Raw genomic sequence first — 20723 nt, 5'->3', positions numbered from 1 at the left:
GGTCACCGCCCGGTGTCGTAGATCGAGCCGTGGCCGTCGTCGTCGGCCACGTCGGCGCGTGCGCGGCGCACCGGCGGTTCGGCGGGCGCCGCGGCGAAGTCGCGCCGGAGGTGGCGGTCGACGCTGCTCGCTATCGCCCGCGCCGCCGCGGACTCCGTGCCGACGGTCTCGGCGATGACCTCCTTGGACCGGTCGGCCAGGGTGTTCCGCGCCGCGCCGAGCGTCGCCATGATCGTCCGCGCGACGACGTCCGGCGCCACCCGGTTGATCCGGTCGGTGAGCCGCAGGTCGACCAGCGCGCCGGTCGAGTCGACCGACACCTCCGCGAGCCCGTTCGGGTCCTTGGCGGTCACCCGCAGGTCCTCCAGCCTGCTGCGCATCGCCTCGGTGTCCCTGGCCATCCGGTCGATCCGACCCTGCCACGCGGCCAGGTGCTCGCGCGCCCCGTCCGGGTCGAGAATTGTCCCGTCCATGAACCAGCACACTAGGTGAGCGGCCGTGGTCCGCGGTGCGGAAGGCGAGGACCGGCGGCTGGTGGCCGGGAAAATTCCCCCGGATGCCGGACAGGGCGGCGGGACACCGCGAACCCGTGCGAAAAGCCCCGGTCGGCCCTGGGCGCGGTGTCGTCCGGAGCAGCGGGCCGCCGGTGGCGCCCACCGGCGGTGGTACCCGGTTCGGCCGGAGGTGGGAAACGCCCGCGGGAAGCGGATGACTGTGGACGGTCGTCCTCCGAACGGTCGCGGTCGCGATCCCGGGCGCTGGTAACGGAGTGGGCGGTGGCCCGACTCATCCCCTGCGAACTGGGCAGATTGTCCGGTTCGACCGGAGATCGGAATGGAGCCGTCATGAGACGAACCCCCCGCCGCCGAGCGAGATCGACCCCGGGAGCACTGGCCGCGGCGACCTCGCTCGCCCTGCTCGCCGCGTTGCCCGTTCCCGCGTCCGCCGCCCCGGTGGTGGGCACGGACGTCCTCTACACCACCGACGCCGACTTCGACGGCGGCGTCCTCCAGGACGTGGACCACGACGCGCCCGACAACGACCAGTTGCAGCTCACCAGGTCGACGGTCTTCTTCCCCTACGTCAACGTGGCGGCGTCCGCGCGCGGCACGATGCTCCGCATCGACGTGAACACCGGCGCCATCGTGGGGGAGTGGGCGTCCGCACCGGACGGCCGTGGGCGCAACCCGTCCCGCACGACGGTGGACAAGTTCGGCTCCACCTGGCTGTCCAACCGCAACGAGGGCGCGGGCGGCAAGGGGTCCGTCACGCGCGTCGCGGTGATCCAGGGCGGGACGCGGGTGAACGCCGACGGGTCGCCGAACCCGGTCGGCGACTTCCTCAAGGGCCCGTTCGCCTACAACAGGTGCGAGGACCGGAACCAGGACGGGCTGATCGCCACCAGCCGTGGGCTGGGCGACGTGCGGCCGTGGACGAACGCGGGCGGCGCGGACGACGACGGCGGCGTCACCACCGCGGCCGACGAGTGCGTCATCAACTACACCAGGGTCACGGCCAGCAACACCCGCACGGTCGCCGTCGACTCCCAGAACCGGTTGTGGACCGGGGGCCAGGACCTCGACCACGAGCTGCTCAACGCCGACGGCCAGCCCAGCGGCACCCAGTTCAACGTCGGGTGCGGCGGGTACGGCGGTCTGATCGACCTCGCGGGCACGCTGTGGTCGGCGCGCAACAACGGCCTCCTGCGGTACGACCCCGTGACGGCCACCGGCGCCTGCCTCGGCCCCGCCCACGGCGACTACGGACTGGGCATGGACTCGACCACCGGCGAGATCTGGAGCACGAACTTCTCGGGCAACCGGGTCGCGAAGCTGGCCCCGGACGGCACCGTGCTCGGCGCGTTCCAGCACGGCAGCCAGAACGCGCAGGGCGTCGCGGTCGACCGCGACGGCAACGTGTGGGTCGCGCACTCCCTCAACGGCGCGACCACCGTCGGGCACCTGCGCACCGACGGCACCTACGTCGGCACTGTCCCGCTGCCGGGCGGCGTCGGTCCGACGGGGGTCGCGGTCGACACCAACGGCAAGGTCTGGGTCACCAACATCAGCACCGACAACGCCCAGCGGATCGACCCGGCGGCGGGGCCGATCGGCGGCGGCGGGTACCCGGTGGGGGCCGTCGACCTCACGGTGGACCTCGGCGCGGGAGCCGGGCCGTACAACTACAGCGACATGACCGGGTCGGTGCTCGGCGAGATCACCGCGCCGCAGGGCAGCTGGTCGGTCGTCCAGGACGGCGGGCAGGCCGACCAGACCTGGGGCACGGTCACCTGGAACACCGAGGCGCAGGGCAGCGTGCCCGCGGGCACGGCCATCGCGGTGGAGGCGCGCACCGCCAACACCGAGGCGGGCCTGGCCGGTGAGGCCTTCACCCCGGTGTCCAACGGGGTGGCGTTCGCCAGGACCGGCCGGTACGTCGAGGTCCGGGCGACCCTGACGGCGAACGCGGCGGGTGACAGCCCCGTGCTGTCCGACCTGCGGATCGCGACCTCGGAGCGCACGGGCGTCTTCTCCTGCCAGGCCACCGCGCTGAACCTCGCGGGCATCGTCTCGACGCGGGCCAACCCGCCGGACGTGCCGTGCGTCGACGACCACGAGACGCTCGCGACCGCGCAGCTGTCGGCGGGCATCCTGACCGTCCGCACCGAGGTGCTCGACGCGCGCACGGACCAGACGCCCGACGACCTGACCGGGTCGCCGCCCGCCACCACCGACGGGGCGACGGCGTCCGCGCGCGTCGACTCGACGCGCGTCAGCACCCTGCTGGTGACGATCGAGCTGGGCGTGATCCAGTCCTCCGCCTCCGCCACCTGCGTTGCGGGCCCCGGCGGTGGTCTGGTGCCCCGGTTCGCCGGGTCGTCGAGCATCGCGAGCCTGAAGGTGAACGGTGTCGCGGTGACGGTGGGCAGCGCGCCGCTGACCATCCCGCTGGTGATCGGCTCGTTGAAGCTCAACAGCACCACGACGACCGGGACCAGCGTCGTCCAGCGGGCGGTCGTGCTCGACACGCCGCTCACCGACCTGGTGATCGGTGAGGCGAAGGCCAACGTGGAGGGCACCGCGGGCAACCCCGGCGGCTCGCCCTGCCAGGTCTGACCCGATCCCCGTGGGCGGCCGACCGGTCGCCCACGGGGATCGCGCGGAACCGGGTCAGGCGAAGGAGACGACCGCCCGGTAGCGCGCCCGACCGCCGCGGACGACCTCGACCGCGCGGTTGATCTCGGCGACCGGGAAGGTCTCCACCTGCGGGCCGATGCCGTGGCGGGCGGCGAAGTCCAGCATGAGCCGGGTCTCGCTCGGCGACGCGGGCACGCCGCCGGAGATCGTCTTCTCCGCGGGGAGCAGGTGCATCGGGTGCACCGAGATCGGCTCGGGCGACACGCCGACGACGCTGAGCACGCCCTGCGGGACCAGCAGGTCGAGGTAGTCGTTCCACGGCAGGTCGGCCGAGACCGTGGACAGGACGAAGTCGAACGACCCGGCCGCCGCCGCGAGCGCGCCCTCCTCGCGCGCCGCGATGAACGACGTGGCGCCGAAGCGGCGCGCGTCGTCCTCCTTGGCCCGCGAGCCGGAGATGGCGGTGACGTCGCAGCCCCACTTGGCGAGGAACCGCAGCGCCAGGTGGCCGAGGCCGCCGATGCCGACGACGGCCACCCGGTCGACGGGGCGGACGCCGTGCCGGATCAGCGGGGCGAAGACGGTGACCCCCGCGCACATCAGCGGCCCCGCCTGCTCCGAGGGGATGGCGTCGGGGATCGGGTAGGCCGTGCGCCAGTCCGAGACGCGCAGCACCTCGGTGAAGGCGCCGCGGTCGCCGCGCATCACGGTGTCGTCGCGCCGCGGGCAGAGGTTGTGCCTGCCGCTCAGGCAGAGGGCGCAGCGGAAGCAGGCCCCCGCGATCGCGCCGACGCCCACCCTGGTGCCGATCGGCAGGAGGTCGGTGTCGACGGCGGCGCCGACGGCCTCGACCACGCCGACGGCCTCGTGCCCGGCGACGCAGGGGAAGCGGGTGATGCCGTACTCGTCGTCGATCTGCGCGACGTCGGTGTGGCAGACCCCGCAGTGCGTCACGCGGACGTCGGCCTCCAGTGCGCCGAGGGGGCCGGTCTCGCGGTCGTGGCGCTGGAGCGGCGCGCCCGCCGAGCGGGCTGCGTAGGAGGTGACGAGCATGGTGTCCCTTCCTGGACGTCTGGGCTCGCCAGGCTACCGTACGAAACGGTTTCGTTTCGACAAAGCCTCTGAGCTGGTCAGATTGAGCAATTGGAGAGGCGGGAAGGCGGCGTCCTATGCTCGTGCGATGAGCGCCACCCGCCCGCTGGATCCCACCCGCGACGCCCGGATCCTCGACGCGATGCTGGAACTCGTCGCCGAGACCGGGTACGTGTCGATGACGATCGACGCCGTGGCCGCCCGCGCCGGGACCTCGAAGGCCACCATCTACCGGCGGTGGCGCAACAAGCACGAGATCGCCGTGGCCGCCATGGCCCGCTACCACGGGAGGCTGACCCCGTGGTCCGTCGACACGGGTGGGTTCCGCGGCGACCTGCTCGCCCACGCCCACCGCTTCGCCGAGGTCCTCGACGGGTTCGACGGCAGGCTCGCGATCGGCCTGGTGCAGGCCCGCGCGTCGGACCCCGAGCTGATCGACGAGCTGGAGACGCGGTTCTCCAGCGGCGCGCGGCTCCCGCCCGAGGTGGTCGAGCGGGCCGTCCGGCGCGGCGAGCTGCCCGGTCCGGTCGACCACCGGGTCTTCGAGGAGGTCGTCGCGTCGGTGATGTTCATGCGCTGGCTGTGGCGGCTGCCGCTGGACGCCGCGTTCCTCGACCACGTGGTCGACGACCTGGCCCTGCCCGCCCTGCTCGCCACCGGGCGGCGCGGGGGCGTCGACCTAGGATGACGACCGTGGGTTCCCGAGGACGGCGCAGGATCGACGAGATCGGCGAGGAGAGCCGCCGCCGCATCCTGGACGCGGCCGAGGAGCTGTTCGCGGAGCGCGGGGCCGAGCGAACGTCCTTCGTGGACATCTCGGAGCGCTCGGGGATCAGCCGGGGCTCCATCCCGTGGCACTTCACGAACAAGGACGGGCTCGTGATCGCCGTCGTCGAGCGCGCGATCGACCGCGCGATGGCGCCGGAGCGCCACCGGTCCCCGCCGCCGCTCGCGGAACTGCTCGACGACTACGCCGCCTGGGTCCGCAGCGACAACTCGGCGCTGCTGTTCATGATCCTGACCGAGGCCATGACCAGCACGGGTGCCGTGCACCAGCGGTACCAGGAGTTCCTCGCCCAGCGGCGCGACGGCCTCGAACTCTGGGTCCGCCTCCAGCGCCCCGAGAACGTCGATCCCGAGACCGCGGCGAGGCAGGAGCACGCCTTCGCGGTGGCGCTCAACGGCGCGCTCATCGGCATCCACCTCCAGGCGCTCATCGAGCCGGACGGCTTCGACCTCGACGACGCCCTGCGGTCGACCGCGACCCTGTTCGGGAGGGGCCTCGCCGACGTGTGGGAGACCCCGCCCGCCCCTCGGTGATCGGGCCTCGACCTCGTCGGCGACCGGCGTGGACTACGGCTTGTTCTCCCTGATCTGGTAGATCCGGGCGCGGGTCAGGCCCGTGACCTTGCACAGCTCGACGACGGGGACGTTGCGGTCCAGTTCGGCGTGGATCAGGGCGTCGCGGTGGGCGTGCGCGTCGTGGCGGGCCGCCCTGGCACGGGACAGCGCCTGGAGCTGCTCCGTCAGGTTCCGCTCCGCCTCAGCCAGCGCCGTGACGGCGGTCAGCAGGTCGGGGGTGACGGTCGTGGCGCTGTCTCGGGGCATGGTCTCTCCGCAGGGGGTGTCGGGCACGTCCGCCCAGCATTTCGCACATCGCCCGGCATGTCTAGCGATGTCGATTCTCTAGACGGACGTGTCCCGTCGCGGCCTCAGAGGCGGTCGGCGTCGACGATGGCCCGCGCGAACGGCTTCGGCGCCTCCTGGGGGACGTTGCGCCCGATGCCCGCGAAGATCCGGTGGTCGTACTTCCCGGTGAACTCGGCCCGGCAGGCCCTCCCGTCCGCGGCGGCCCCGTCGAAGTCGCTGCCGATCGTGATGGCGGGCACGGAGATCACCGGACCGGTGGCCGGCTTCCGCTCGTGCGCGTCGTACCGCGGCTCACCGGGGGCCCGTCGTTCGACGCCACGACGCTGGACCAGCGGACCTTCGAGCAGGTCTTCCGCGCGTCGCACCGCGAGTTCGCCGACGTCATCGGGGCGGACGACCCGAACCCGTCGAGGTTCGCGAAGGCGGGCGGCGAGCTGCTGAGCTGGCACGGCCAGACCGACCAGCTCGTGCCGACCCCGGGCACGGTCGACCACCGGCAGCGGGTCGAACGCGCGCTCGGCGGCGCCGGGAGGGTCGACGACTTCTACCGGCTGTTCCTGCTGCCCGGTGTCGACCACTGCGTGCCCGGCGGCGCGGGCCCGTTCCCGACCGACGACCTCGGCGCGCTGGTCGACCGGGTGGAGAAGGGCAGGGCGTCCGCCACGCTCGCCGCCTCGGTGACCGGCGCCGACGGCCGGACCGTCACCCGCGACGTCTGCCGCTGCCCGATGGTGGCCCGCTGCACCGGCCACGGCGACCCGGCGTCGGCCGCGAACTTCCGCTGCTCCTGACCGCTCCGATCCGACGAGGCGACCCGACTCCGGTCGGGCCGCCTCGTCGCGCGATCGTGACCACTCCTCACTTGTCGCTCGATGGGGTGAACAATCCGTTCGCTGATGTCCCGGCCGCGACCGGCGAAGTGGACAATTGCTGGTCAAAATGACGTCGCATTCTGGTCATTTATTGTCCACGGAACTATTCGGCGGCGGTTCGTGTCCTGCCTGTTCTACGTTGGCTGTGAAAGGTGGTCCGCTTTGGTGTAACAGCTGTCGACCACGCGGCGATCTGGAATGTATCCGGCGCTGAGCCGTTGTGGAAAGCACTAGTATGGATTGGTTGATCCGCATGGGATATGGCGGGAACAACACGTTTGGTCGGATGCTGTCGACGGTGGCGCTCGGCATCGGAATCGCGATTTCACCCTCTGCCGCATTTGCCGGGAACGCTGTGCAGGACCAGCAGGCCACGCTGCCCGCGCTCCAGGTCGTCGTGCTCGTCGACCAGTCGGGCAGTCTCGACGACGCCGACGTCACCGCTGAGAAAGAGGCTGCTAGAACGATCGCGGCCAGCGTGTTGGCACCGGGTTCGGTGGTGTCGGTGGTCGGGTTCGGCAGCTCCGAGCGGCCCGGTCAGAGCGCGGTCGACGTCGTGTGCCAGCCGACGAAGCTGGATTCCGCGCAACAGCGCGACCAGCTCGCCAAATGCATTGGTGATCTGCGCAAGCGCAACGACGGTGAAGGCGACGGAACCGACCACGCCACCGCGCTGCAACAGGCCCTCGCATTCGTCGGGGGCGCGGTGCCCGAGAAGAAGGTCGTCTTCCTGCTCACCGACGGCAAGCTCGACGTCTCCGAGAGCCCGGCCTGGGGCGACACACCGGAACGGCGCAATGGCGCGGCTGCCGCGAAAGTGCGGGAAGTGCTGGGTGAACTGGACGGCGTGGGCGCCCAGGTGTGGCCGCTCGGATTCGGCGACGTGGACACGAATGCCCTCAGCGGCTTCGCGAAGGGCGTGAGCTGCACGCCCGCCGCGCCCAATCCGCGGGAACGGGTGGTGCCGGGGGCGGCCGAGTTGAGGACGGCCGTCGTGGAGGCGCTCAGCTCCGCGAGCTGCGTCAAGATCAACCCGCTGGTGAACGAGGTCCTGCCCCCCGGCGGCTCGGTGGAACTCGTGGTCGACATCCCGGCCATCGCGAGCGACGCGTCCATCCTCGTCTTCAAGCGGGACGCGCGGGTGCAGGTCGAGTACCGCGCGCCGGGCGCGAGCGAACCCGCGCCCAGGGCGGGCGGGTCGGACTTCGAGTTCGCCGGGCAGTCGACGGAGACGGAGTCGCTGCGCGTCACCGACCCCGAACCGGGGCGGTGGACGGTCCGGCTGTCCTCGTCGGACATCCCGGCGCAGGAGGTGGCCGCGACCGTCGTCTACCAGGCCGCCGTCAAGGCGAACCTGACCGCCACCCCGCCGCGGCCCGCCGCGGGCGAGGAGGTCGAGGTCGACATGCAGGTGTGGGCGCGCGGCCGGGCCGTCGTCGACCCCGAGATGCTGAAGGGCCTCACGTTCACCACCGCCATGACCGGCGGCTCGGGCTTCCCCGAGCAGAAGGTCACGCTCGCCGACGGCGACGGCGACGGCACGTTCTCCGGGCGGTTCACGGTGCCCGACGACGCGTCCGGCGACCTCACGTTCACCGGGGAGGTCACCGGGATCGGGGTCGGCGGCGACACCAGGGTCCTGTCGACGAAGGTGCTGGAGGACGCGGCCCAGGTGCAGGCGCAGATCCTCTTCGACAGCAACCGCGCGACCGTCGTGCCGGGCGGCACGGTCTCCGGCACCGTGTCGATCACCAACAACTCCGGGAAGCCCGCCCGGCTGAAGCTCGTGATCGACAGCCCGTCGGCCGGGACGACGCTGACCGTCGACCCGGCGACCGTGGAAGCCGCCCCCGGCAAGACCGAGGTCCAGTACGCGCTGCGGTTCGGCGCGGACACCGCGATCGGCCCCAGCGGGGCGGCGCTGCGCCTCGTCGACGACGCGAACACCCCGGTGGCCGAACGCCTGCTGGCCGTCGAGGTCGCGCCGGAACCGGGGCTGCTGGAGAAGTACCTCTGGCTGTGGATCCCGCTCGGGGTGCTGCTGCTGGCCGGGGCGCTGTGGGCGCTGCTGGGGCTGCGGTCCCGCAGCGAGGCGGGCAAGGCGCGGGGGCTGCTGGCGCAGCTGTGGCAGGGCGGGTTCCCCGCGTCGGAGCTGACGCCGCGCGACGCGAACGCCAAGGTGTTCCGGTTCGTCGTGCAGAACGACTTCACCGGCCCCCAGCTCCAGCACGCGGGCGACGGCGACCCGACCGTCTACGAGGTCCGGCGCGTCAGCGGCGGCGTCAGCCTCACCGCGCCGGGCGAGCAGCCGGTGGTGCTGGCGATCGGGGAGCGCCACGACATCGGCGACGACACCGCCGTCGCCTTCGTCGACGAGTTCGGCGCGGTCGGCGTCACCGCGGGCCCGCCGGCCACCCCGTTCGCGACACCGGACCCGTTCGCCACCGGGTCGGCCCCGGCGGGGGACCCGTTCGCGGCCTCGTTCCCGTCGGGGAGCTCCTACTCGTCGGCGGACCCGTTCGACGTCGGCACGTCCGGCGGCACGAGGCACGCGGGTCCCGCGCCGGACGCGGGCACCGCCGTCGACCCGAACAACCCGTTCGCGTGATGAGGGGATGGGGCGATCATGGCAGGCAGGCGGAGACGCGGTCAGCGGCAGGCCAGGGGGCACCACGCCCGGCTCAGGCAGCTGAACCGGTGGGCGCGGCTGCTCTCGTTCGTCTCGACGGCCGTGGTGGGTCTGTCGATCTTCGTCGGGGCGTGGGCGCCGACGTGGGTCTCGGTCGTGGCGACCGTCGCGGTGTTCCTGCTGCTCTGGTCGGTGAACGGCGCCACGGTGACGCGGGTGCTCGGCGAGGTGCGCCCGCCGCGGATCCCGCTGTGGCGCCACGCCCTCGGCCTGTGCGCGGCGTTCTTCGTGGCGTTCTCGGCGGTCTTCTGGGTGTTCGGCGACGAGGTGGAGACGGCTCGCGGGGAGCGGGCCGTCGTGGACTGGGACCGGGAGGCGGGCCTGCTGCGGCACGCCCAGGACCTCGTGAACGAGGTCGTGGAGCGCGAGGTGCCCCCGGTGGACCTGGACCCGGCGGTCCACGCGCTCGGGAAGCGGCTCGCCGACCTGGAGGCCGAACTCGCCAGGGCGACCGACAACGAGCTGTGCGAACTGGACGGCGGGTGCGGGACGCAGGAGCCCGGCAAGGGTGACGCGTACTTCGAGAAGAAGGAGCGCAGGCACCGGGTCGAGCGGGACGTCGACGACCTGAAGCGCGAGATGGGCACGGTCCGCGCCGCCGCCGAGACCCGGTTCGCCGACCTCACCCGTCAGCGGGAGGACGCTCGGACGCGCGCGGGTGAGCTGGCGGGTGCGGTGGCGGCGCTCGGGCCGCGTCCGGACACCCGCACCAGGTTCGGCGCCCTGTCCTCGGTCGAGTCGGGCAAGCGGCTCCCGCTGCTGTGGTTCGGGGTGCTCACGGCCTACTTCGCCGTGGACGTGCTGGCCCTCCAGTGGGTCGCCCGGCGGGTGTGCCGCCCTCCTGGCAGGTGGACCGGCAACTGGAAGGGGCTGATCGGCCGGAAGGCCGTGCGGGCGGAGGACTCCAGGGTCGCGACCCCCGCCGCGGAGTTCCTCAAGCGGGAAGGTGGTGAGTAGCCGATGGCGCGACCGGGTGACCCCGCGGGCAGGACCCTCGGTGAGGCGGCGGAGGCCGTCGACCGGCTGGACGCCCGGATCCGGGACGACTGGAACGCGGTGCCGGACAGGCGCGTGCAGATGGCCTGCGGGGACGTGGGACTGGTCGCCGAGTTCGTCTACCGGTCCCTGGCCGGACCCGAGGTGGACGAGACGATCCGCGACGCGGTGCTGGGGGACCGGACCTACGTCGAGGCCGTCGCGGGCATCCACTCCACCATCGACGACTTCGGCGCGTGCATGGTCGCCATCGACGGCGGTGCCCTGCCGGAGGAGGGGACGAGCGGGCCCGGCGGCCACCTCGTCGACCGGCTGACCGGTCTGGCGGCCGGGCTGAGGCAGGACCTGGAGAAGGCGGTCGACGCCTTCGTCTCGGTGGTCGAGCGGACGACCGACGACCCGGACGCGCGAGCCGGGGCGCTGCTCGTCGCGAAGGACGCGTCGCGCCAGCTCAAGGCGCGCAGGCTCGTGCAGCAGACCGAGCGGGCGCTGGCCAAGCGGCTGCGCGCCGACCGGAAGGCCCTGGGCGACACCAAGATCAAGGAACTCGGCGAGTACTACGCGGAGCACGCGGAGAAGGAGAGCAAGCGGGCGGACCTGCTGCGCAACGTCGTCGCCCTCCTGCTCGTGCTGATCGCCTGCGGCGCCGTCCTGATCAACGTCGGGATGGAGCCCGCCTCGCTGACCGCCGAACTGCTGCGGCTGTCCGCGACCGTCCCGATCGCGCTGCTCGCCGGGTACCTGACGAAGGAGTCGTCCAAGCACCGGCAGTCCGCGAAGTGGGCGCGCGAGCTCGCCATCGAGATGCGCTCGCTGCCCGACTACGCCGACTCGCTCGGCGAGACCGGGGCGGACCTGCGCCGCGCGTTCGGGATGCGGGTGTTCGGCGCGGGTGCCGAACGCCCTGAACAGTCCACTGAGGACGGATTGTTCCACGAGGTCGGCGAATCCGTCCGCCGCCTGCTGGAACTCATCGAGAGCCGGGGGAAGAACCAGTGAGCACGACACATGTCCGGCCTGCGACCGTGAGGACGATGCCGTTATGAGGATCTACCAGCCGATGATGTTCGTCGGACTCGGCGGGACCGGGTGCAAGGTCGGCGCCGAGTTGGAGAAACGCCTGAGGGAGGAGCTGTGCGGGCCGGACGGGACGCGGTTGCTGGGGGACGTCCAGAACCCGAACTTCCTTCCCTACCAGCTCCCGTCGTGCCTCCAGTTCGTGTACGCCGACCTCAGCGCGAACGAGTTGCAGCGGGTCCGGCGGGAGGTGGTGCCCGGCCGCGAGCACGAACAGGCGGCGCAGAAGACCATGCACCAGATCGCCGACCTGGTGCCCGCGCGGCTGTCGAACTCCGCCGACGTGGCCCAGAGCCTGCGCATCAACACCGACGAGGAGACGATCCACTGGTTGCCCTCCAAGGAGAGCGACCCGAGGATCGGTCCGCTGGTGCGCGGCGCGGGCCAGCTGCCCACCGTGGGGCGGGGGGTGCTGTTCGAGACGATCCGGCGCAACCCGGACACCGCGCTGCTCGGGATCAAGAAGGCCATGGAGGACATCAACGAGTCCGCCGGTGACCTGTACGTCGTGAGCGGCAAGCGCACGCAGCGCGTCGACACGGTGATCGTGTTCGTGGTGTTCTCCGTCGCGGGCGGCACCGGCAGCGGCATCTTCTACGACTACCTGCACCTGATCGGCCACCTGATGCAGCGCGGCGGCAAGCAGGCCGAGATCTACCCGCTGGTGCTGATGCCGTCGGCGTTCGACGACGGGCAGGGCGGCGGCCGTCCGGCCGACCTCAACGCGGGCTCCTCGCTGGTCGACCTGTTCCGGCTGATCGACGACCAGAACGCGCAGGGCTCGCCGGACGCGTTGGACCACAAGGGGACGCACGGCGCGGTGTCCGTCCGCTACCCGCGGCTCGACCAGGTGCAGCTCCTGCCGAACACCGTGCAGACGGCGTTCCTGTTCGGCCGTCCGGTGGGCGGGGTGCGGCGCGACGACCTCAACCGGTCGATGGTGTCGCTGATGACGTCGCTGATCGGGGCGGGCCCCACGGAGCAGGACGACCAGGAGGAGGGGGCCAACCGCCCCTACCAGTCCTTCGCGGACGGCTTCATCAACAGCAAGGTCGACCGGCACGCCACCGCGGACACCGGCGTCGGCCGCCGGGGCGTGACCACGAGCGCGGTCGCCGCGCTGACCACGCCGCTGCTGGAGCTGACCGACGTGGTCAGCTCCCACCTGCTCGCCAACGCGGTCAACGAGCTGCTGGTGCCGCCGGGCGCGGCCGAGACCAACAAGGCGCACATCCGGCAGTTCATCAGCGGCGCGGGCCTGGACCGGCTGCTGGAGGCGACGCCCTCCCGGATCCCGCCGCAGGGCAACCCCGTCGGCTACGGGGCGGTCATCGCGGCGCTGACCGAGCGGGCCAACGCGATGGCCGCCGCCATCGACCGGGACAAGGACCGGCTCGGCGGGCCGGTCGCGACGCTGGCGCAGGAGTTCAACCCGTCGGCGGCGGCCTCGCTGCTGCTGCGGGAGATCGACCTGTTCCGCCTGCACCGCACCGTTTTCGGCAACCGCGACCTCGCCGACGCGCTGGACAAGGGCGGGTTCCGCTCGATGCTGGAGACCTGGCGGGTGCCCCCGGCGGCGGCTCCGGGCCTCAACGCCGCCGTGCCCCCGCTGCCGAGCAACCTCCAGAAGAGGTTCATGCAGCGGCTGCGGATCGCCGACGAACCGGTCCAGGCGGTCATGCGGCAGCAGGACGCCTGGTACGCCTGGCAGTCGCGGCGCATCTGGAACGCGGCCTGGAACGACAGCCACCGGCTGTGGGACCGGCCGTGGCAGGCGTTCGTCGAGGAGTTCCGCGCCGTGCACGACGCGTTCGTCACGCACGCCCGCAACGACCCGACGCAGTTCGACCAGCGGTCGAAGGACCTCTACAAGTCGCGCGTCGGCGTGACCTACCTGCTGCCGCCGGAGAACCACGGCCTGGAGGGCTTCTACCAGTCGGTGCTGCTGCGGCTGAAGGAGGACCTGTCCCAGCACCTCAAGGCGAACGCGCGCGAGGGGCACGTGCTGAACCTGCTGCTCGGGCAGGACGGCTGGGCCGAGGCGATGACCGCGGGGCACCAGGACCCGGAGGCCGCGGTCGCCCACGTCCGCCAGCGGATCAAGGAGGCGGTGGCCGAGTGCATCCGCCCCGGCGACCGCGCGCGGCCCGCGCTGGTGCCGCGGATGGAGGACCTGCTGGCGAACGCCGTGCAGCGGCGGGACAACACGGTCACCGAGTCCGACCTGAACAGGTTCCGGCAGAAGCTGGCCGAACTCGTGCCCGGCGGGTTCGCCCCGGACGGGAACGCGGCCCTCAAGGTGCTGTTCACCTACCCCGCCGCGCAGGAGAACGACGACGTGGAGCGGTTCCTGCGGCGCGAGGTCTCGCTGCCCGTGGACATGGTCGGCGAGCCGGAGTTCCGCGCGGTGCAGGCCGACGCCATGATCGTCGTGCTCAACCGCAGCTCGATGGGCGTCACCGAGGTGCCGGAGCTGCGCCGGGTGATCAAACTCTGGGCCGAGGCGCAGCGCGAGCCGCAGCCGCAGGACAGCCTGGCCTGGCGGCGCAGGCTGAGCCAGAACAGCGACTACCTGCTGATGGGCGAGCACGACCGCAGGCACGTGCTGCACCGGCTGCTCTGCGCGGCGTGGGACGGCAAGGTCCTGATCGCGGGCGACCCCGCCAGCCCCGAGCACATCACCGTGGAACTCGGCAGCAGGGAGGCCGTGTCGATGAAGCTGGAGCTGACGCCGATCGGCGCGCTGTCGTCGTGGGCGAGCGTGCTCCAGGCCTACGAGCGCTGGGTGCTCACCGACGACAACCAGACCCGCCGCAGCCTCGCGGCCCGGCTCATGTCGACCGTCCCGGCCCACGCAGACCGGTCGCCGCGACCACCGGCACCGGAGTTCGCCGCGCTCGTGGACCTCTCGGGGTCGGAGCTGCTCAAGGTCAAGGAGGCCGAGCAGAACCGGGTGCTCGGCCAGGACCCGCAGCTCGCCGTCTTCCGCGAGTTCTGGTCGCACACCCTGCCGGACGCGCTGGACCAGCACGTCGGCGCCACGGCGAAGAGCCTGCTGGACCTCAGGGAACAGGTGGACTTCGCCCGCGGTCTCGGTGGTGGGGCGTCGGCATGAGCACGTCGAGGATCGTCCTGGTCGACCTGCGCGACCCGGAGGCCGAGCCACCGGACGCGCTGGAGGGCGGGGTCGTGGTCGTCGACCGCGCCGACGCCCTCCTGGAGCACGCGGAGACCTACCTGGCGCTGCTGGCCGAGAAGATGGTGACGGCGGTGGTGTGCGTCGCGGTCGGCGAGGTGGGCACGGACAACCCGCTGGACGGGGTGGTCCTGGACATCCCACCGGCGCTGCGGCACGCCACCGTCCTGTGGGTCGGTGATCCCCGCGGCGTGGACTGGGCGCCGGAGCGGTCGGCCCCGCGCCGGTCCGAGTCGTCGGAGGACGCGCTGGACAGCCTGGTGGCCGCGCTGCGCGTGCCCGCGCTGTTCGACCGGGTCGTCGCGACGGCCGAGGGCCTGCCCAGCGCGGCGGTCAACCCCGGCGTCCGGCTGGTGTCCAGCGCCGCGGACCCGGTCGAGCTGGCCGAGGCGCGGGCCGCGGCCGTCCGGTCGCTGTGCGCGGCCGAGCACGCGACGCCGCACGACCTCGGCGAGTCGATCCGCCGCTCCTACCTGCCGAGCGGCCGGGACGGCGCCGTGCTGTCCGGGCCGGTGCAGACCTCGCGCACGGAGGCGCTGCGGCGGCTGGACCACGTCGCCGAACTGGCCAGGACGCTCGGGACGGCCAAGGCGCTGCTGTACTCGCCCCGGACGACGGAACGCCTGGGCAGCCAGGTCGTGTGGGCGGGCCAGGCGGTGGAGAACTACCGCCGCGCGGTCGCGGAGCTGCTCACCCGCATGGACGGCCAGCTCCAGGTCGGACGTCCGTCCGTGGAGGACGTCGTCGCGCTCGGCGTGCCACGGCCCCGCGAGGCCGACGGCGACGAGATCGCGGCGGACCTGCGGCAGGCGGTGGAGGCCAGGCTCGACGACGGCGCCGCGCTGTCGCCGCTGGCGCGGGACCTGCGCCTGGTGGCCGCGAACAGCGGTCCGCAGGGGTGCGCGACGGCCGTGGAGGAGGTGCGCAAGCGCGGTCCGCTGAGCCTGGCGATGCCGGAGTTCCGCACCTGGCCGCTCCCGCTGGCGGCACTGCCGGTGGTCTTCCCGGCCTGCGCGCTGGTGGCCCTGCTGTGCGGGCCGGGCTGGCTGGGCTGGGTGGCGGGCTGCCTGCTCGCGGTGGCGTGGTTCGGGTCCGGCTGGCTGCTGCTGGCCCGTCGACCCGGCCCGGAGGCCGAACGCGGTCTGGAGGACGCGCTCGTCCCGTCGGTGGCCACCTACGGTGTCTCCGGGGTGCTGGGAGCGGTGGCCGGAGCCGGTGCGGGAGAGCTGTTCGCGGTCCGGGTGGCCCGGTTCCTGGTGGACGTCCCGCGGTGGGCGCTCCCCGGTTCGGCGGTGCTCGTGGCCGTGCTCAGCGCCGTGGTCGTGGTGGTGAGCTGGCGGTCGGCGGTGCGGGAGTGGCGCGACGAGCTGGGGGTGGCGCGACTGCGGGCGACGGTCGGCGACCTGACGCAGATCGCCGAGGACGTGACCGCGCGCGAGTGGCTGCCGATGCTGCGCAGGCGGGTGCTCGCGGCGGCGGCGGCCGAGGTCGCGGCGGGCCTCGGGGAGATCGCCACGACGCTCGGCGGCTCGGGTGACGCCCTGTTCGTCGCGCCGGAGCCGTCGCCCGGAGGCCAGACCCGGATGGTGCGGCCGGTTCCGCAGGAGCTGTACGCCGTCGTCCGCGGCGACCTGGTCGACGTCTGCCGCACCGCGCTGGAGATCGCCTGGCCCGCCGCGGCGGCCGACGTGACCACACCGCAGGGCGTGTACACCCAGCGCCTGGAGCGGCTGCTCGACGAGTACGGCGCGGACGTCCGGCGCAACGGCCTGATGACCGCCACGCGGTTCGGCACCGCGCGCGGGCCCCGCGACGCGCTGATGGCCCGCGTCTGGGCCGAGTCGCCCGCGGCGCTGGCCGCGCTGCGCGCCGACGGGGCCGACGACATGACGCAGCTGTGCCGCAGCGGCCAGCTCGGCTACCTCAGCACCGGCGCCACGTCGGGGCTGGTCCGGGTCGCGCCCGCACGGCTGCGGCAGGTGCTCGAACGCGACGGCGCGCACGCGGCGCTCGTCGCGGACCCCGGCGTCGCCTGGAGCGAGGGCGGGGAGTTCGTCGGTGCCGTGCGGCTGCTGCCGCTGCGGCCCGAGTCGGTGCGTCAGGTGTCGGGTGGTGTGCGGTAGATGGCGGAACTGGTGCGCTGCCGGTACGTGACCGGTGTGCTGGCCGAGATCGAGGTCGAGGAGCTGAACGAGTTCGTCACGCCGGGAGCCGCGCTGGAGCAGCGGCTGGTCAAGGTGAACGGACGGCTGTACCTGCGCAAGTACGTCTCGCGCGCGGCGGGCAGGCGCAACCCGAGGCTGTACGACCTGCTGCGCAACGAGATCCGCGCGGGCGCGCGGCTCGGCCAGGTCTTCCCCGACCGGTACCCGGCCGAGCTGCCGCGGCTCGTGGCGTACAACATCGACGCCGAGGAGCCGTTCGCGCTGCTGCGCGAGTACGCGGGATCGCCCGCCGCCGAGCACGTCGCGCGGTTCGACGACGTCCAGCGCAGGCGGTTCGAGAGCGGGCTGCTCCGCGCGCTGCACCTGACCGCGCAGGCGGGCGTCGTGCACGGCGCGGTGAGCATGGACTCGGTGCGCTGGGACGACGGCACCGTGCACCTCGTCGACTTCGAGTCGTCCGAACGCGTCGGTGAACCGCGGCGCGCCTGCCGGTCGGCGGTCCGCTCGCCGGAGCAGACCGCGGGCACCGGTGTCGTGGACGAGCGCGACGACCTGTGGGGCGCGGCTCTGCTGATCAGGCGGCTGCACATCGGCGACGCGCGGCAGGAGCGCGGCCGGGACCCGCAGCGGCTGCGGGAACTCCTCGATCCCGTCTTCGACAACCCGGTGGACCGGCGACCGCTCGTCGCGGACCTGCTCGGCCGCCTGCACACCGACGCCCACCTGCCGCCGCACGTCGACCCGGAGGCCCAGCTCGCGGCGGGCCGCGCGCTGTTCGACCGCGCCTGCGCCCGCAAGCGCGCACCGGCGGCCCCTCCCACCCGCGAGCCGGTCCGGAGCCCGGTCGTGCCTGCCGACGGGCACGGGAAGCGGGTCTTCCACTACGTCGCCGCGGCGGTCCTGCTGTGCGCGCTGATCATCGGAGCGGTGGTGCTGATATGAGTGCTCCCCCCCAGGGACGGCCTCCCAGGGTGATGCGCTGCCCCGTCTGCGCCGACGAGTTCGTCTGGCCCGACGACCCCTACATCTCGCTCCACGACGAGCGCAACGACCGCTTCGAGCTGGTCGACGTCTCGTCGCTGTCCCCGACCAAGCGGGACAACCTGGTGCGCAAGGGGTACCGGCAGTGCCCGAACCCGGCGGGCGACACACCGGAGCACTACCTGCCCGCCACCTACGCCGACCACGGCGACCCGCTGGTGATCGGGCTCGTGGGCGCGCCGATCTCGGGCAAGACGCACCTGCTGACCGCCATGATCCGGCAGGCGTACCTCAACGGGCTCGCGACGCACGGCGTCACCGTCACCGCGCTGGACGTCCGCAGGCACAAGGCGTTCCGCGAGTACTTCATCCTGCCGTTCGAGCGGGGCGACCTGCTCGCGGGCACCGGCAACGGCATCGTCGAGGCCGCCGACATCCTGCTGGTGCGCGGGCCGGGCGGCCAGCGCCCGGTGACGTTCTTCGACGTCGCGGGGGAGGACCTGGAGAGCACCGACCCGAGGGCCAACAGGTTCCTGATGGCCACGAACGCCGTGATCTTCGTCCACGCCTCGGAGGACCCGCTGGAGACCGGGAGGTCGTCCGGGCGGAGCGAGAACGCGTCGTTCGAGCAGGCCGTCGCGCAGTTGCCGGGGGACCGGCTGCCCGCGGTGATCGCGGTGACCAAGGCCGACCGGCTGAGGTACGTGCCGCCCGCCGAGCGCTGGCTGCACCGGGGGGACGAGACCGAGCTGAAGGCCGACCGCGTGCGCGCCGAGTCCAGGGACGTCTACGCCTACCTGCACCAGGCCGGGGCACTGGCCTCGCTGCGCCCGTTCGACGAGTTCGCCCGGTGCACGCTGCACTTCGTCTCGGCGAGCGGCGGCGACGCCGTCCCCGTCGACGCGGCGGACCCCGGCAAGAAGCACTTCCCGCACGGGTTCCACCCGACCAGGGTGCTCGAACCGCTGGTGTCGATCCTCGCCATGACCGGGATCATCACCGGACCCGAAGCCGACAGGGTGGGCAGACCATGACCGAGCCGAAACCGGACGAGGAGGTCCACCAGGCCTTCTTCGGGGTGTCCGAAATGGACAGCGGACACCACATGATCACCTGCTCGCTCTACGAGAACGACATGAAGAAGTGGCGGGCGCGGCTCCAGGAGCACACCCGGCTCGAACCGGTGCAGGGCGGGAAGCTGCCCGCGAGCGCCCTGTCGTACCTCCGGTTCGACGACGGGTCGGCCGCGGTCGTGCGCCGGGTCGAACGCGGGTTCTCCCAGGGGCGCGGGAACGCGCACGTGCTGATCGGATCGGCGTCGGTGCTGGACGTGTCGCTCTCCCTCGCCCTGGCCCAGTGGGGCGGGTGGAGGGACGAGGCGCCACCGGGCAGGCCCGCACCGATCAGGGCGCGCGCCCTCGCCGCGGTGGCGGCCGCGTCGCGGTGGTCGCCGACGTCCGTGCGGCACCTGGAGGACCAGCTCGCCGTGGTCCTCTCCCGCCTGCTCGACGCCCCCGGCGAGCCGTTGAGCATCATCGGCTGCCCGGACGAGGACCGGCTGGCGGTGGTGTGGGGCCTCCGCGAGGCCGCCGACGAACACCTGAGGCGGACGGGGTGCGGGCGGACGTGGTCGTACTCGACCTACGCGAACCGCCACGACCTCGGTGTCCGCGACCTGCCGGAGATCGTGTTCCTGCCGGAGATCCCGAACGGGGGGGTCGCGCGCCGCACGGTCGTCGACCTCCGCGGCCGTCCGGAGGACAGCAGGTCGAGGCCGCTCGCCTGCGACCTGCTCGACGCCCTGCTGCGGGGAGCCTCGGCACCTCCGCCGACCGTCGACGTCGTGGCCGGACGTCAACCCCGGCGGGGTGACAGCGCGCCCCCGCACCAGGCGGTGCGGGTGGACGACTCGCGGAGCGGACACCGGATGCCGAACCTCGGCAAGCAGTGGGACGCGCGGCTGCGCGACGTCTCGTCCATCGACGAGCTGCGGAAGGCGTTGCGGGCGCTGGGGAACCAGGGGCGCGAGTTCCGGTCCATGGTCCGCAAGGACGTCGACGTGCGGGTGGTGGACGACGTCGCCGACCGGGTCGAGGCCGCCACCGGGGACGGCCTGCGGGACCTGGCGCACGCGTTGTACGGGCTGGAGCTGGAGGACCTCCGCGACGACGAGGACGCGCGCGAGCACGCGCGGAAGCTCATCCGGAGGGGCAGGTCCGGGCAGTTCGCCCGCGTCCTCGGGCTGGCCGCGTCGAGCGTCGAGCGCCAGGACATCGCCGTCGTGGCGCTCGAACGGTGGGACGCGGGCTACCCCAGGCCGAGGCGGCTCAAGCCGCAGCGCGCCAGGAGGCCGCTGGGAGCGGTGGCGGTGAACAGGCCGCTGCTGGCCGTGGCCTTCGCGGTGGTGCTCGCGGTGCTGGTCGCGGTGTTCGCGCTCGGCTACGCGACGGGCAGGCCCGAGGCGGCCACGCCGGTCCCGGACGTGAGCGACGTCGTGCCCACCTCGGAGCCGCAGCCCTCGACGTCGGCGCGGCCCGCCGGACGGGCCGTCCGGGTGACCGCGGTGGACACCGGCCGCGTGCTCTACGCGTTCGCCAGGCTCGGCGAGCAGTTCTACCCGCAGCAGCCGTGCGTGCGGGAGGAGGACGGCACCGGTGCGCTGTGGAGCTGTGCGCCCACCGGTACCCAGCCCGAGAAGTCGGAGCTGGTGGCGATCGAGGTGCCGTCGGCGGACGTGCCCAGGCTGGACGGCTTCGCCGAGGGCAAGCGGAAGATCACCCCGGAGAACGGCTGGGGGACGCCCGTGGTCGTGCCCTGAGCACACGTCCGGGCCCGCCGCCGCGGCGACGGGCCCGGACGCGCTCGGGA

The 20723-nt window shown here is 73.0% G+C and carries 16 protein-coding genes; 12 read left to right on the top strand and 4 right to left on the bottom strand.

Annotation, left to right across the window (positions count from 1 at the left end; translation table 11 throughout):
* Nucleotides 1-2: 2 nt before the first annotated feature.
* Entirely contained in the window at nucleotides 3-473 is a 471-nt protein-coding gene (locus AC156L_RS42710) for a YbaB/EbfC family nucleoid-associated protein (protein WP_330877721.1), read from the bottom strand.
* Between the two features lie 372 nt (nucleotides 474-845).
* Between AC156L_RS42710 and AC156L_RS42705 the strand changes: the two genes are divergently transcribed.
* Nucleotides 846-3116, top strand: a complete 2271-nt coding sequence (locus AC156L_RS42705; protein WP_330877720.1) for a hypothetical protein — start codon at nucleotides 846-848, stop codon at nucleotides 3114-3116.
* Nucleotides 3117-3170: 54 nt separating this feature from the next.
* Here AC156L_RS42705 and AC156L_RS42700 read toward each other — a convergent pair whose 3' ends face one another.
* Nucleotides 3171-4190: an NAD(P)-dependent alcohol dehydrogenase gene (locus AC156L_RS42700; protein ID WP_330877719.1), complete on the bottom strand. Its 1020-nt coding sequence runs from the start codon at nucleotides 4188-4190 to the stop codon at nucleotides 3171-3173.
* Nucleotides 4191-4317: 127 nt separating this feature from the next.
* On the opposite strand from AC156L_RS42700, the gene AC156L_RS42695 reads away from it, so the two are divergent.
* Nucleotides 4318-4917, top strand: coding sequence for a TetR/AcrR family transcriptional regulator (locus AC156L_RS42695; protein ID WP_330877718.1), 600 nt, complete (start codon nucleotides 4318-4320; stop codon nucleotides 4915-4917).
* 5 nt (nucleotides 4918-4922) lie between these two features.
* Nucleotides 4923-5549, top strand: coding sequence for a TetR/AcrR family transcriptional regulator (locus AC156L_RS42690; protein WP_330877717.1), 627 nt, complete (start codon nucleotides 4923-4925; stop codon nucleotides 5547-5549).
* Between the two features lie 33 nt (nucleotides 5550-5582).
* Here the strand turns inward: AC156L_RS42690 and AC156L_RS42685 are convergent, their stop codons facing one another.
* Together AC156L_RS42685 and AC156L_RS42680 are read right to left on the bottom strand one after the other, a co-directional pair.
* Entirely contained in the window at nucleotides 5583-5837 is a 255-nt protein-coding gene (locus AC156L_RS42685) for a hypothetical protein (RefSeq protein WP_330877716.1), read from the bottom strand.
* A 104-nt stretch (nucleotides 5838-5941) separates the two neighbouring features.
* On the bottom strand, nucleotides 5942-6118 hold the full coding sequence (locus tag AC156L_RS42680) for a hypothetical protein (RefSeq protein WP_330877715.1): 177 nt from the start codon (nucleotides 6116-6118) through the stop codon (nucleotides 5942-5944).
* 33 nt (nucleotides 6119-6151) lie between these two features.
* Here AC156L_RS42680 and AC156L_RS42675 point away from each other — a divergent pair, with 33 nt between their 5' ends.
* The 9 genes from AC156L_RS42675 to AC156L_RS42635 all read left to right on the top strand — a co-directional run bounded on the left by AC156L_RS42675 (nucleotide 6152) and on the right by AC156L_RS42635 (nucleotide 20673).
* The gene (locus tag AC156L_RS42675; protein ID WP_330877714.1) at nucleotides 6152-6670 is read left to right on the top strand and encodes a tannase/feruloyl esterase family alpha/beta hydrolase; all 519 of its coding nucleotides are present in this window, start codon (nucleotides 6152-6154) and stop codon (nucleotides 6668-6670) included.
* Between the two features lie 436 nt (nucleotides 6671-7106).
* Nucleotides 7107-9359 carry a VWA domain-containing protein gene (locus tag AC156L_RS42670; protein WP_330877713.1) on the top strand — a complete coding sequence of 751 codons (2253 nt, stop codon included), beginning with the start codon at nucleotides 7107-7109 and terminating at the stop codon, nucleotides 9357-9359.
* 18 nt (nucleotides 9360-9377) lie between these two features.
* Nucleotides 9378-10397: a DUF4407 domain-containing protein gene (locus AC156L_RS42665; protein ID WP_330877712.1), complete on the top strand. Its 1020-nt coding sequence runs from the start codon at nucleotides 9378-9380 to the stop codon at nucleotides 10395-10397.
* Nucleotides 10398-10400: 3 nt separating this feature from the next.
* Entirely contained in the window at nucleotides 10401-11435 is a 1035-nt protein-coding gene (locus AC156L_RS42660) for a hypothetical protein (protein WP_330877711.1), read from the top strand.
* A 43-nt stretch (nucleotides 11436-11478) separates the two neighbouring features.
* Nucleotides 11479-14628: a tubulin-like doman-containing protein gene (locus tag AC156L_RS42655; protein WP_330877710.1), complete on the top strand. Its 3150-nt coding sequence runs from the start codon at nucleotides 11479-11481 to the stop codon at nucleotides 14626-14628.
* On the top strand, nucleotides 14625-16832 hold the full coding sequence (locus AC156L_RS42650) for a hypothetical protein (protein WP_330877709.1): 2208 nt from the start codon (nucleotides 14625-14627) through the stop codon (nucleotides 16830-16832). Before AC156L_RS42655 ends, AC156L_RS42650 begins: the two co-directional genes overlap by 4 nt.
* Complete coding sequence (locus AC156L_RS42645; protein ID WP_330877708.1) at nucleotides 16833-17816, top strand: serine/threonine-protein kinase; 984 nt, start codon at nucleotides 16833-16835, stop codon at nucleotides 17814-17816.
* On the top strand, nucleotides 17813-18889 hold the full coding sequence (locus AC156L_RS42640; RefSeq protein ID WP_330877707.1) for a hypothetical protein: 1077 nt from the start codon (nucleotides 17813-17815) through the stop codon (nucleotides 18887-18889). The genes AC156L_RS42645 and AC156L_RS42640 overlap by 4 nt, the downstream gene beginning before the upstream one ends.
* Entirely contained in the window at nucleotides 18886-20673 is a 1788-nt protein-coding gene (locus AC156L_RS42635; RefSeq protein ID WP_330877706.1) for a hypothetical protein, read from the top strand. The genes AC156L_RS42640 and AC156L_RS42635 overlap by 4 nt, the downstream gene beginning before the upstream one ends.
* The last annotated feature ends 50 nt before the right edge of the window (nucleotides 20674-20723 follow it).

Source organism: Umezawaea sp. (assembly GCF_057122925.1).
Note: the sequence above shows the minus strand (reverse complement) of the source record. Positions and strands in the feature narration are given on the sequence as shown.

Coding starts and splice junctions, on each gene's coding strand:
- AC156L_RS42645 (WP_330877708.1), top strand. CDS start 16,833: ATGGCGGAACTGGTGCGCTGCCGGTACGTGACCGGTGTGCTGGCCGAG.
- AC156L_RS42700 (WP_330877719.1), bottom strand. CDS start 4,190: ATGCTCGTCACCTCCTACGCAGCCCGCTCGGCGGGCGCGCCGCTCCAG.
- AC156L_RS42655 (WP_330877710.1), top strand. CDS start 11,479: ATGAGGATCTACCAGCCGATGATGTTCGTCGGACTCGGCGGGACCGGG.
- AC156L_RS42710 (WP_330877721.1), bottom strand. CDS start 473: ATGGACGGGACAATTCTCGACCCGGACGGGGCGCGCGAGCACCTGGCC.
- AC156L_RS42705 (WP_330877720.1), top strand. CDS start 846: ATGAGACGAACCCCCCGCCGCCGAGCGAGATCGACCCCGGGAGCACTG.
- AC156L_RS42665 (WP_330877712.1), top strand. CDS start 9,378: ATGGCAGGCAGGCGGAGACGCGGTCAGCGGCAGGCCAGGGGGCACCAC.
- AC156L_RS42650 (WP_330877709.1), top strand. CDS start 14,625: ATGAGCACGTCGAGGATCGTCCTGGTCGACCTGCGCGACCCGGAGGCC.
- AC156L_RS42685 (WP_330877716.1), bottom strand. CDS start 5,837: ATGCCCCGAGACAGCGCCACGACCGTCACCCCCGACCTGCTGACCGCC.
- AC156L_RS42635 (WP_330877706.1), top strand. CDS start 18,886: ATGACCGAGCCGAAACCGGACGAGGAGGTCCACCAGGCCTTCTTCGGG.
- AC156L_RS42660 (WP_330877711.1), top strand. CDS start 10,401: ATGGCGCGACCGGGTGACCCCGCGGGCAGGACCCTCGGTGAGGCGGCG.
- AC156L_RS42695 (WP_330877718.1), top strand. CDS start 4,318: ATGAGCGCCACCCGCCCGCTGGATCCCACCCGCGACGCCCGGATCCTC.
- AC156L_RS42640 (WP_330877707.1), top strand. CDS start 17,813: ATGAGTGCTCCCCCCCAGGGACGGCCTCCCAGGGTGATGCGCTGCCCC.